The sequence below is a fragment of the Pseudomonas brassicacearum subsp. neoaurantiaca genome (genome assembly GCF_013608025.1).
GTDB lineage: Bacteria > Pseudomonadota > Gammaproteobacteria > Pseudomonadales > Pseudomonadaceae > Aquipseudomonas.
In genome coordinates this window covers 271,057-283,599 of sequence record NZ_VDLV01000033.1, presented here as the reverse complement: position 1 = coordinate 283,599, position 12,543 = coordinate 271,057, and the positions used below count along the sequence as shown (strand labels likewise).

Genomic DNA, 12,543 nt, shown 5'->3' with positions numbered 1-12,543 from the left:
TGTTATGCATGCAAGTCTGGTGCTTGCGCTGCATGGATTCTAATCAGGGGTTATCCCTTCGCAGGTAACGAAGGGACGCGGATATGTCACTGCATGGTTACACAGGCGCGGGAGCGGATAACCGCGCCAACGCAGACGCCATGCTAGGCGCCAAGGGAAGCCGAGGTATCAGCACGGCCTGCCAGGCGTGGTAAAGGTCCGGCTTGCCCGGCCAGATGTCGGCGCTGGGGCGATTTTGTGGATCGAGTTCGTGGTGCCAACTGCCGTTGCAGCGATCGATGAAATGTTTGTCACAAAATTCCCAGAAACGCCGATACCAGGCCTCGTATTGCGCCTCGTCGGTACGCTTGAGCAGCGCGCTGGCCGCTGCCGCTGCTTCGGCATGCACCCAATGCAGGCGATGGCGAACCACGGCGCGGTTGTCCCAGTCCAGCGTATAGACGATGCCTGGCGCGCCATCGACATCCCAGCCGTGGCGGCAGTTCTGGTCGAAGAGTTTCTGCGCGTCCTGGGCCAGCCAGCCCGGGGTCAGCATGCCGATCTGCACACGCGCGGCTTCGAGGTGCAGCAGCAGCCGCGCCCATTCGAAACCATGGCCGGGCGTGGTGCCGTATGGGCGGAAACCATCAGCCGGGTTGTCGTGGTTGTACTCGCGCAGCGGCTGCCAGTCGCGGTCGAAATGCTCGACGACCATATAATCGTTGGCGGCCGCATGGCCATGAATGACGCGCTCGACGATGCGCAGGGCCCGCGCCAGCCAGCGCGGGTCGTCCGTGGCATCGGCCAGGGCGAGAAAGGCTTCGGTGGCGTGCATGTTGCTGTTGGCGCCGCGATAGGCTTCTTCTTCGCGCCAGTCGCGGTTGAAGGATTCGCGCAAGGCGCCCTCTTCTTCACACCAGAAACGCTCGTCGATGATCCGCACGGCGTCCTTGAGCAAGGCCTCGGCGCCAGGGCGCTGGGCCACCACCGCCGAGCTGGCGGCCAGGGCAACGAAAGCGTGCAGGTAGGCGGCTTTGCCGGTCTCGTTTTCAGCCGGATTGGCGGTGGCGAACCAGCCGCCGAACTCAGCATCGCGCAGCGGCCCCATGAGCGCTTGCACACCATGATCCACCAACTCGACAAACCCAGGCAGGCCCTGGATATGGGCCATGGCGAAGCTGTGGGTCATGCGCGCGGTATTCATGGTTTCGGCGCGGGCATCGGCGGGCAGGCGACCCAGCTCGTCCAGGTTGCCGAAACCGTCCGGCAGCTTCGAGGCCTTGGCAAACGCCAGCAGCCGCAAGCCTTCGGCGGCGAGCCATTGCTGGTGGGCAGGAGCGTTCAACCAACTGCTGAACGCCGGTTGGAAGGTGTCCATCGACGTGACCTTTTTTGTTGTTTTGACCCGGGGAGTCTAAACAAGGGAGGGTCGGCGGCAGGTAACGAAAGGGGCGAGTTATGTCACCGACTTGTGACATTGGCATGGGAATGGGTTGAAGCGACTGGCGCCTTCGCGAGCAGGCTCGCTCCTACACTGGATTTTGCGCGCTCACAAAATCCCTGTGGGAGCGAGCCTGCTCGCGAAGAACGATAACGCGGTCCGACTAATCCACACTCCGAGGCAACTGCAACGTCACCCGCAACCCGCCCTCGCGCAGGTTCTGCAAGCTCACCTCACCGCCATGGCTGTGGGCAATGTTGCGGGCGATGCCCAATCCCAGACCGTACCCCTGCTGCTGCCCGGCCAGGCGAAAGTGCGGCTCGAAGACCTGCTCCAAGCGCTGTTCCGGCACGCCCGGCCCTTCGTCGTCAACGTGCAGGATGAACGCCGTGTCATCGTCATCGATATGCAGGTGGGCTCTCTGCCCGTACTTCAAGGCGTTGTCGATCAGGTTACCGATGCAGCGCTTGAGGGCCAGCGGCTTGCCGGGATACGGCGCCAGCGCCCGGCCATCCTGGGTGACCCGGCCGTTGCCGTTGGGCGCGAGGTAAGGTTCCACCAGGCAATCCAATACATGATTGAGGTCCACCGGCTCGATGTTCTCGTGGATGTCGGTGTCCTTGACGCATTGCAGCGCGCCCTTGACCAGCAGCTCCAGCTCGTCGAGGTCACGGCCAAACTTGGCTTGCAGATTCTCATCTTCCAGCAGCTCGACCCGCAGCCGCAGCCGGGTGATGGGCGTGCGCAGGTCATGGGAGATGGCGCTGAACAGCTGGCTGCGCTCGGTCAGGTAGCGGCTGATGCGCTCGCGCATGGCATTGAATGCCCGGCCTACTTCCACCACTTCGCTGCCGCCGCCTTCGGCCACGGGCTGCACCTCTGCGCCCAGGGACATGTCCCGCGCCGCCCGGGCCAAACGCTTGAGCGGCCGGCTCTGCCAATGCACCAGCAGGCCGATGAACAACAGCAACAGGCTACTGGTGAGCACGATGAAACCCACCTGCTGCTTGGGCAGGTCCTGTTCTTCGAGGCTGGTGTAGGGTTCGGGCAGCAGCGAGGCGATGTACAGCCATTCACCCGGCGCCATCTGGATCTGCGTGACCAGCACCGGCGGATTCACTGGTTCAAGCGTCAGGGCGTAATGGGCCCAGGAACGCGGCAGCTCATCGAGCTTCAGTCCGCCGTTGAAGATCCGCAGGTCTTCCGGGCTGACGAACTTCACGGAGATGTCGGCGTTGTTGCCCAGGGAGCGCCGCAGTACTTCATCCACGGCCTGGAGCACCGCCAGTTTGCGTGGCGTCACGGGCAACACGTCCATGCCCAGCGGCTTGTCATTGAGGGTGACGACGAAGCGTGTACCGCCCATGCTGCGCAACTGGTCCAGCACCAAGGGCCGATAGGCCACCGGTAGCGAGCGCAGATAGCTGACGGTGGCGGTCATCGAATGGGCGAGGCTGCGGGCGCTGGTGACCAGGCCTTCGAGTTGTGTGGCCCGCAATTGCGAGACCCAGATCAGGCTCGACAACGTCTGGGCGAACAGCACGACCAGCAGGGTCAGCAACAGCATTCGGCCCAGCAACGAGCGTGGCACCGGTATCCGCCGGACAATTTTTCTGATCGCTTCAGTGACCATTGCTGGCAACCACACTGGCCGCCAGTTGATAACCGCTGCCGCGCACCGTGCGGATCAGCCGCGGTGGCTTGTCCGTGTCGCGCAGGCGCTGGCGCAGGCGACTCACCGCCATGTCGACGATCCGGTCCAGAGGCATCAGTTCACGCCCTCGGGTGGCGTTGCCGATGGTGTCGCGATCGAGGATTTCCTGCGGGTGGTCGAGGAACAGCTTGAGCAAGGCAAAATCGGCGCCGGAGAGAATCACTTCTTCACCGTCGGTGTGGAACAGCCGATGGCTGACCATGTCCAGTCGCCACTCGTCGAAGGCCAGCACGTCGCCGCCCGACCGTTCCTGGCCGAACTGTGCCCGACGCAGCAGCGCCTTGATGCGCGCCTGCAATTCACGCGGGCTGAACGGCTTGCCCAGGTAATCATCGGCCCCCAGCTCCAAACCAATGACCCGATCGGCTTCGTCGGAACTGGCGGTGAGCATGATGATCGGCACATGGGCCTGGCGCGGATGCTCGCGAACCCAGCGGCAAAGGCTGAAGCCGTCCTCGTCGGGCAGCATCACATCGAGGATCACCAGGTCGCTCGGCGCCTCGTTCAAGGCCTGGCGAAATCCGGCGCCGTCGGGCGTGGTCCGCACCTGGAAACCCGCGCGGCTGAGGTAAGTGTCCAGCAGTTCGCGAATCTCCTGGTCGTCGTCGACCAACAAAATCGATTTGTTCACTGAACTCACGGGGCCTCGTCCTTGTTGTTTGGATTGGGGGCGATTATGCCTGATGGACGGGTTCTACAAACACTACAGAGCCCCTTGTGGGAGCGAGCTTGCTCGCGATAGCGGTGTATCAGTCAATCTCAATGGCGACTGACACTCCGTCATCGCGAGCAAGCTCGCTCCCACAGGGCGAGTTTCCAATTTCAAATCGTGGAGGATTGCTCCAACGCCACGCCCGCACCCATCAGGCCGGAGTACGGCGCTGTCACCAACCAGACTGGAATGCCCTTGAAATAATCGCTCATGCAACCCTTGTCGGCGAAGGACTTGGCGAAGCCACTCTCAACGAAGAAATCGGCAAACCGCGGGACGACGCCGCCAACGATATAGACACCGCCGCGCCCGCCCACCGTGAGTACGTTATTGCCCGCCACGCGCCCCAGCCATCGGCAGAACTGCTCAAGGACTTCCAGCGCAACAGGATCCCCGGCCAGGCCGGCGGCGGTAATGGATTCAGGAGTATCGAGCACCGGCTCATGGCCATCCACCGCGCAGATCGCCCGATACACGCGGGGCAAGCCGCTGCCGCTCAGGGCGGTTTCGGCGCTGACGTGGCCGATTTCGTTGTAGATGTGTTGCCACAGCTGGGTCTCGCGCGGACTGCTCATCGGCAGGTCGACATGGCCGCCTTCCCCTGGCAACGCCGCGAAGCGACCTTCGCCCAGGTCCAGCAGCGTGCCGACGCCCAGCCCGGTGCCCGGGCCGATCACCACCGCCGGGCGCATCGGTTCCGGTGTGCCCTGGCAGACGACCCGGTATTCGTCGGGACGCAAGCAGGTCATGCCCAGGGCCATGGCGGAGAAGTCGTTGACCAGCAACAGCTTCTCCACCTCCAAGGTCTTGCAGAACGCCAGGTTGCTCAGGCGCCAGTGGTTGTTGGTGAAGCGAAACTCATCACCACTCACAGGCCCGGCCACCGACAGGCACACCGAGCCAATCGAACCCGGCGCCATGCCCATGCCGCTCAGGTAAACCTTGATGGCATCTTCCGGACAGGCGTAATCCGCTGTCGCCAGCACCTGGATATTCTCCAGGTTGTGGTTCTTCCACAGGGCGAAACGCGCATTGGTCCCACCGATGTCACCGACCAAAGCCAGTTTCAATTAAGCGTCTCCAGGGCAGAAGTGAAGGCGCTGGCGCCCTGCTCTGCCGAGCTGAAAGCCATGCGCATGAAACCGAACAGCTCGCGACCGGTGCCTATGTTGTTGCCCAACAGGCCCTTGGCCGGCTCGCGCGCGGCGAATTCCTCGGCGTCCACCTTCAGTTCCAAGGTGCCTTTGACGCCATCGACGCGGATGATATCGCCCTCCTGCACCCGAGCCAACGCGCCGCCGACATAAGCTTCGGGGCTGACGTGAATGGCCGCCGGTATTTTCCCCGACGCGCCGGACATGCGCCCGTCAGTGACCAGCGCCACCTTGAAGCCGCGATCCTGCAGCACGCCAAGGAACGGCGTCATCTTGTGCAGCTCGGGCATGCCATTGGAGCGCGGGCCCTGGAAGCGCATCACCGCGACAAAATCCTTTTCCAGCAGACCGGCCTTGAACGCATCGGCCAGATCCTGCTGATCCTGGAAGACCATGGCCGGCGCCTCGACGACTTGGTTTTCCAGGGCCACGGCCGAAACCTTCATCACGCCACGGCCAAGATTGCCTTCCATCACCCGCAAGCCGCCTTCCGGCGAGAAAGCACGGGCCACCGGGCGCAGGATGTTCTCGTCGAGGCTCTCGATCGGGCCGTCGCGCCACACCAGCTCGCCATCCTCCAGGAACGGCTCCTGGGTGTAGCGGCTCAGGCCATGGCCGAGCACGGTATTGACGTTTTCGTGGAGCAGACCGGCTTCCAGCAGTTCGCGGATCAGGAAGGACATGCCACCCGCCGCCTGGAAGTGGTTGATGTCGGCCTTGCCGTTCGGGTAGACGTGGCTCAGGGTCGGCACCACCTCGGAGAGGTCGGCCATGTCCTGCCAGGTCAACTGGATGCCCGCCGCCATGGCGATGGCCGGCATGTGCAGGGTGTGGTTGGTGGAGCCGCCGGTGGCGTGCAGCGCAACGATGGAGTTGACCAGCGAGCGCTCGTCGACGATTTCACCGATGGGCATGAAGTTGCCGCTCTGCTTGGTCAGGCGCGTGACCTGGAACGCGGCTTCACGGGTCAGGGCGTCGCGCAGCGGTGTGTTCGGGTTGACGAACGAAGCGCCCGGCAAGTGCAGGCCCATCACTTCCATCAGCAACTGGTTGGTGTTGGCGGTGCCGTAGAAGGTGCAGGTGCCGGGGCTGTGGTAGGACTTCATCTCCGATTCCAGCAGCTCTTCGCGCGTCGCCTTGCCTTCGGCGTAGCGCTGGCGCACGTCGGCTTTTTCCTTGTTGGAAATGCCCGAGACCATCGGCCCGCCGGGCACGAAGATTGTCGGCAGATGACCGAAGCGCAGCGCGCCCATCATCAGCCCCGGGACGATCTTGTCGCAGATGCCGAGCATCAAGGCGCCGTCGAACATGTTGTGGGACAGCGCCACCGCCGTGGACAACGCGATCACTTCGCGGCTCGGCAGGCTCAGTTCCATCCCGGCCTCGCCCTGGGTCACGCCGTCGCACATGGCCGGCGTACCGCCGGCGAACTGGCCGACCGAGCCGATCTCGCGCAGGGCTTTCTTGATTTGTTCGGGGAAGGTTTCGTACGGCTGGTGGGCCGAGAGCATGTCGTTATAGGACGACACGATGGCGATGTTGGCGGCGTTCATCATCCGCAGGTGATGCTTGTCTTCGGTGCCGCAACCGGCCACGCCATGGGCGAAGTTGGCGCACTGCAGCTTGCCGCGCATCGGGCCGTCGCTGGCTGCACCGCGGATCAGTGCAAGGTAAGCCTCGCGAGTAGCGCGACTGCGGGCGATAAGCCGTTCGGTGACCTCAAGTACGCGGGGATGCATGTGTAGAACTCCAGGCTAACGGGTGTGGCGACCTGATTGTCTATGCTGGTTCAAAAGCCCTTTGTACACCGCAGGTAAGACAGGGCGACAAACGGTTTTTGACCAATCGGACCAGTTGATTCAGGTCACTCGTTGTAGATAAAACAAAATATTGCCACTAAAAAGGCTTGTTTTCTATTTTTATGCGAATAATCTTGTAATTCCAACAACAAATCGACGGCGGCGCAGTTAATGACTCTTCGAATCGCAATCAATGGTTTTGGCCGCATCGGCCGCAACGTCCTCCGTGCACTGTATACCCAAGGCTATCGTCGCGACTTGCAGATCGTCGCCATCAACGACCTGGGCGACAGCGCAATCAATGCTCACCTGCTCAAGTTCGACACCGTGCACGGCACTTTCGATGCCGACGTCCAGCACGATCACGAAAGCCTGACGGTCAATGGCGACCGCATCTCGGTCAGTGCCATCCGCAACCCGGCCGAGCTGCCCTGGGCCGCCGAGAAAATCGACGTGGTGTTCGAGTGCACCGGCCTGTTCACCGACCGCGCCAAGGCGGCCGCCCACATCAGCGCCGGCGCCCGCAAGGTGATCATTTCGGCCCCGGCCAAGGGTGCCGACGCCACCGTGGTGTATGGCGTGAACCATGACATCCTGCGCCAGTCCCACCAGATCATTTCCAACGCGTCGTGCACCACCAACTGCCTGGCCCCGGTGGCCCAGGTGCTGCACCGCGAGCTGGGCATCGAAAGCGGCCTGATGACCACCATCCATGCCTACACCAACGACCAGAACCTGACCGACGTCTACCACAGCGACCCGTATCGCGCCCGTTCGGCCACCCAGAACATGATCCCGAGCAAGACCGGCGCCGCCGAAGCGGTGGGCCTGGTGCTGCCGGAACTGGCGGGCAAGCTGACCGGCATGGCCGTGCGCGTACCGGTGATCAACGTGTCGCTGGTGGACCTCACCGTGCAGCTCAAGCGCGAAGCGTCGGCCGATGAAGTCAACGCACTGCTCAAGCAGGCCAGCCAGCATTCGAAGATCCTCGGCTACAACACCCTGCCGCTGGTCTCCAGCGATTTCAACCACAACCCGCTGTCGTCGATCTTCGACGCCAACCACACCAAGGCCAGCGGCAAGCTGCTCAAGGTATTGGCCTGGTATGACAACGAATGGGGTTTCTCCAACCGCATGCTGGATAACTGCCTGGCGTTGTGTAACGCGGAGTAACCGATACAGCAGCAAGAAGCTTTTTTGTGGGAGCGAGCTTGCTCGCGATAGCGTCCGGTCAGCCTGCATCATAGGTGGCTGGCCCACCGCTATCGCGAGCAAGCTCGCTCCCACAGGGTTTCGGCACTCACGAAAATGAAGGCTTGACCGCTCGCGCAGATGATAAGCATTATCATCTTGTCAAACCGGATCGGGCCCTACCGTGAGTCAATCACGCTTTCACCACGTCTTCCTCGCCCAGCGCACCCCGCTGCTGCGCACCCTCGAGCGGATGGTCAACAACCCGAGCACCGCCGAAGACCTGCTTCAGGAAACCTACCTGCGCGTAACCCGTGCCCTGAGCGAGCGCACCGTCGATCATCTTGAACCCTTCGTTTTCCAGACCGCCCGCAACCTGGCGCTGGACCATCTGCGCGCGCGGCGAGTCCAGTCGCGAACCCTGGTGGATGACGTACCGCTGGATGTCATGAACAATGTGGTCGCGCCTCAAAGCAGCGCCGAAGACGCCACCCATGCCGAACGAATGCTCGAACGCCTCAACGTCAGCCTGCAATCCCTCAGCCCGCGCCAACAGCAGATCTTTATTCTCAACCGGCTGCATGGCCACAGTTACCAAGACATCGCGCAACGTTTGAACGTGTCCCTGAGTACCGTGCAAAAAGAATTGAAACTGATCATGGCCATCTGCGTGGGCGTGGCCGAACGCAACCCATGAATCAAGCGGCAAGGCCGCAAGCTGGATGCATGCTTGCCAGCTACCGCTTGCGGCTTGTAGCGTGTGCTTGCCGCCAATAATGAGAATCCACCGTGACGGACAACCATCGCCCACCTGAAGCCGCCGAGGCACAGGACACTGCCCACGCCATGGACCAGGCGCTGGACTGGTTGATCCTGCTCGACAGCCCCAGCGAGGAGCAGCGTCGAGACTTCCAAGCCTGGCTGGCGGCCGATCCTCGCCATGGCGAAGCGTTCGCCAGGGCCCAGGCGATCTGGAATGGCCCGCACGTTATCGAAAGCGCCCGACAACTGCGCGGCCAGCCCAAAGTCACCGCGCTGTCGCGCCTGCGTGCCCATTGGAAACCGTTGGCAACGGCCGCCGTGCTGTTTCTCGGCCTGTTCAATTTCAGCGACTTGCCCCTGCACTTCGAAGCCGATCACCTGACGGTCGTCGGTGAGCGCCAGCGCCTGCAATTGGAAGACGGCTCCAAGGTCCTGCTCAACACCGATTCGGCGTTTTCCAGCACGTTCAGCGAACAACGGCACGTGGCCCGCCTGTATAAGGGCGAGGCATTCTTCGAAGTGCCGGGCAACCGCAACCTGCCACTGGAAATCGATGCCGGCCCGGTCATTGCCAGCGTCAGCGACACCACATTTGCCGTGCGTTACCTCGACGGCGTAGCCCAAATCCAAGTGCAGCGCGGCGACCTCGACCTGCGGGCCACCCGGTACGACACCCACGTGCGGTTGTCGGCTGGAGAAAGCATCCGCATCGGCCCCAACGGCTTCGACCGCCCCACACGCCTCGATGCAGGTACCGAACTGGCTTGGGTCCAAGGTCGGCTGGTGTTCGAAAATCGGCCGCTGAGCCAGGTCTTGGCCGAACTCCGGCGCTATTACCCTGGCTGGATCATCAATACCAACGAACGGCTGGCCAACATCGCGGTGACGGGCAATTACCGCCTCGACCAGCCGCTGGATGTGGTCCGCTCCCTGGCGCACATCACCTCCGCGCGGCTGCAGGAATACCCGGCACTGGTGATATTGAACTAAATGAGAATTATTTTTACTCGATAGCCGTCGCTGGTTCGTCTCGTTATAGCCAATGCAATTGATTCGCATCTTCCAGATGCCGATCTGCACCTATAACAGATGCGACACGGAGCGCTATCGATGTCCTCTCGCCTTACCTGCCGGTTCCTCGCACCTTCCCGCGCGCTGTCATTGCTGACCGCCGCCATCCTGATGGCCGGTGCCGCGCCGGCCGTCCTTGCCGCCGCGGGGCAACCACCCGCCCACAACATGGGCGACTACACCTTCAACATTGCCCGACAACCGCTGGTTTCCGCGCTCAACGCGTTCACGACCGTCACGGGTTGGCAAGTAGGCTTGCCGGCTGAACTGGCCGCAGGCGTCGCTTCGCCGGGCGTTAACGGCTCGCTGCCGCCAGAAAAAGCCCTGGAGCGCTTGTTGGTGGGGACCGACCTGAGCTACCGCAAACTGGGCGATAACAACATCGTTCTGGAAAAACGCAGCGCCCGCAACGTGCTGGACTTGCAGCAAGTCACCATCAGTGCCACCCGCCAGGAACAAGACATCACCAGCGTACCGAGCACGGTTTCCATCCATGATCGCCAGGAACTCGATCGCAACAACGTCAACACCCTCAAGGACCTGGTGCGCTACGAGCCCGGCGTTTCGGTGGGCGGCGCGGGCCAGCGCGGCGGCATCAGCGGCTACAACATTCGCGGCATCGACGGCAACCGGATCCTGACCCAGGTCGATGGTGTGGAAGTGCCTGGCGGTTTCTTCAACGGCCCCTACGCAAAAACCCAGCGCAACTATGTCGACCCGGAAATCATCAAGCGCGTGGAAATCCTTCGGGGCCCAGCCTCGGTGCTGTACGGCAGCAACGCCATTGGCGGCGTCGTCAGTTATTTCACCCTCGATGCGGATGACATCATCAAGCCCGGCCAGGACGTCGGCGCACGCCTGAAGACCGGCTACAGCTCCGTTGACGAGAGCTGGCTCAAATCCGCCACCGTCGCCGGTCGCAGCGGTCCGTTCGACGGCTTGCTTCATTACAGCCAGCGTGACGGTCACGAGACCGAATCCTACGGCGGCAACAATGGCACGGGCCTGGATCGCACCGCGGCCAACCCGGAAGACGTGCGGGCCAATAGCGTGTTGGCCAAGCTCGGCTGGGACTACAGCGATGACGCACGCCTGAGCCTGGTATACGAGAAGTACAAGGACGACCGCGACGTTGACCTGAAAAGCGCCTATGGCGGCCCGTATTCCAACGGTCGACCAACCATACCCGGCTCGATTCTGCCCGGCGGCATGTACCAGTGGCGCACCGGCAACGACACCGTCACCCGCGAGCGGTTCGGCCTGGAGCACAGCTTCGCCCTCGACAGCCTGCTGGCCGATAACATCAAGTGGAGCCTGAACCACCAGGTCGCGAAGACCGACCAGAGCACCGCCGAGTTCTACTTCCCGATTACTCGTCAGATACTGCGCACCCGGGAAACGCTCTACGAAGAGAAACAGTGGGTTTTCGATGCCCAGTTGGACAAGTCTTTCAGCGTCGCCGACACCGGTCACGCGCTGACCTACGGCACCACGCTCAAGCAACAGAAAGTCACCGGTTCGCGCAGCGGCAACGGCGTGTGCCTGGCGGTTGGCGTGGGCTGCTCCGCCGTGGGAACCATCAGCACGCGGGACGTTTTGGCAAAAGCCAGTGACTTCCCGGACCCGACGATCAATACCTACAGCCTGTTCGCCCAGGACCAGATCAGCTGGGACAAATGGACCTTCACCCCCGCGCTGCGCTACGACTACACCCGGCTCAAGCCGCGCCTCACCGAGGAATTCCTCCGCACCGTGGACCCTACCAGCGGCGGCACCGTCAGTGCCGAGGACAAGACCTGGCATCGCGTATCGCCCAAGTTCGGCCTGACCTATGCCCTGACCGATCAGCACACCTGGTACGGCCAGTACGCCGAAGGCTTCCGCACGCCGACGGCCAAGGCCCTGTACGGACGTTTCGATAACGCGGGCGTGGGCTACAGCGTGAAACCCAACCCCGACCTCGAACCGGAAAAAAGCAAGAGTTACGAAACCGGCCTGCGCGGTCGCTTCGACTCCGGCTCGTTCGACGTGGCGGTGTTCTACAACAAGTACCGCGACTTCATCAACGAGGACGCCATCATCCCCGGCGCCGACCAATTGACCTTCCAGAGCAACAACATCAAGCACGCCACCATCAAGGGCATCGAAGCCAAGGGTCGCCTGGACCTGGACGTGTTCGGCGCGCCACGGGGGCTCTATACCCAAGGCTCGGTGGCTTACCTCCATGGCCGCAACGACGATACCGGCGAACCGCTCAACAGCATCAACCCAATGACCGGCGTGTTCGGCCTGGGTTACGACCAGGCGCAGTTCGGCACCTTGCTCAGCTGGACCCTGGTGAAGAAGCAAGACCGCGTCGATGACAGCAACTTCAAGTCCCCTGACGGCGTCAGCAGCCAGTTCAAGACGCCGGGTTTCGGCATTGTCGACCTGAGCGGGTACTACAAGGTCACCAACGACGTCACGGTCAGCGGCGGCCTCTACAACCTCACCGACAAGAAGTACTGGCTGTGGGACGACGTGCGCGGCTACGACAGCGTCGGCGAAGCAGCGGTGCTGAACCCGGCCAATCTCGATCGCCTCACGGCGCCTGGACGCAACTTCGCGGTCAACCTGATCTGGGATATCTGATCCAGCGTTCAGCCAAAACAAACTACCTGTGGCGAGGGGATTTATCCCCGCTGGGGTGCGCAGCGCCCCCAAAGCCTGCTTCTTTCGGT

9 protein-coding genes are annotated in these 12,543 nt (G+C 62.4%); 4 read left to right on the top strand and 5 right to left on the bottom strand.

What is annotated here, in order from left to right:
- Positions 1-97: 97 nt before the first annotated feature.
- The 5 genes from FHK92_RS18605 to edd all read right to left on the bottom strand — a co-directional run bounded on the left by FHK92_RS18605 (position 98) and on the right by edd (position 6,739).
- Complete coding sequence (locus FHK92_RS18605) at positions 98-1,357, bottom strand: D-mannose isomerase (RefSeq protein WP_181289329.1); 1,260 nt, start codon at positions 1,355-1,357, stop codon at positions 98-100.
- A gap of 226 nt (positions 1,358-1,583) precedes the next feature.
- Positions 1,584-3,053, bottom strand: a complete 1,470-nt coding sequence (locus tag FHK92_RS18600; protein ID WP_181289328.1) for an ATP-binding protein — start codon at positions 3,051-3,053, stop codon at positions 1,584-1,586.
- Positions 3,043-3,774 carry a response regulator gene (locus FHK92_RS18595; RefSeq protein WP_030139365.1) on the bottom strand — a complete coding sequence of 244 codons (732 nt, stop codon included), beginning with the start codon at positions 3,772-3,774 and terminating at the stop codon, positions 3,043-3,045. Before FHK92_RS18595 ends, FHK92_RS18600 begins: the two co-directional genes overlap by 11 nt.
- Before the next feature lie 182 nt (positions 3,775-3,956).
- A complete protein-coding gene (locus FHK92_RS18590) occupies positions 3,957-4,916 on the bottom strand; it encodes a glucokinase (protein WP_181289327.1) in 960 nt (319 codons plus the stop codon).
- Positions 4,913-6,739 (bottom strand): phosphogluconate dehydratase, encoded by a 1,827-nt coding sequence (gene edd, locus FHK92_RS18585; protein WP_181289326.1) that lies wholly within the window; start codon positions 6,737-6,739, stop codon positions 4,913-4,915. Before edd ends, FHK92_RS18590 begins: the two co-directional genes overlap by 4 nt.
- Positions 6,740-6,970: 231 nt before the next feature.
- On the opposite strand from edd, the gene gap reads away from it, so the two are divergent.
- From gap to FHK92_RS18565, 4 genes are all read left to right on the top strand, one after another.
- Entirely contained in the window at positions 6,971-7,972 is a 1,002-nt protein-coding gene (gene gap / locus FHK92_RS18580) for a type I glyceraldehyde-3-phosphate dehydrogenase (protein WP_039593774.1), read from the top strand.
- A 202-nt stretch (positions 7,973-8,174) separates the two neighbouring features.
- Positions 8,175-8,687, top strand: a complete 513-nt coding sequence (locus FHK92_RS18575) for an RNA polymerase sigma factor (RefSeq protein ID WP_181289325.1) — start codon at positions 8,175-8,177, stop codon at positions 8,685-8,687.
- A 92-nt stretch (positions 8,688-8,779) separates the two neighbouring features.
- Positions 8,780-9,742 carry a FecR family protein gene (locus tag FHK92_RS18570; protein ID WP_181289324.1) on the top strand — a complete coding sequence of 321 codons (963 nt, stop codon included), beginning with the start codon at positions 8,780-8,782 and terminating at the stop codon, positions 9,740-9,742.
- Positions 9,743-9,862: 120 nt separating this feature from the next.
- Positions 9,863-12,454, top strand: coding sequence for a TonB-dependent receptor (locus FHK92_RS18565; RefSeq protein ID WP_181289323.1), 2,592 nt, complete (start codon positions 9,863-9,865; stop codon positions 12,452-12,454).
- Positions 12,455-12,543: the final 89 nt, after the last annotated feature.

Bases quoted from the DNA above. Each gene is read 5' to 3' on its own strand.
- edd (WP_181289326.1), bottom strand. From the start codon at position 6,739: ATGCATCCCCGCGTACTTGAGGTCACCGAACGGCTTATCGCCCGCAGT.
- gap (WP_039593774.1), top strand. From the start codon at position 6,971: ATGACTCTTCGAATCGCAATCAATGGTTTTGGCCGCATCGGCCGCAAC.
- FHK92_RS18565 (WP_181289323.1), top strand. From the start codon at position 9,863: ATGTCCTCTCGCCTTACCTGCCGGTTCCTCGCACCTTCCCGCGCGCTG.
- FHK92_RS18605 (WP_181289329.1), bottom strand. From the start codon at position 1,357: ATGGACACCTTCCAACCGGCGTTCAGCAGTTGGTTGAACGCTCCTGCC.
- FHK92_RS18600 (WP_181289328.1), bottom strand. From the start codon at position 3,053: ATGGTCACTGAAGCGATCAGAAAAATTGTCCGGCGGATACCGGTGCCA.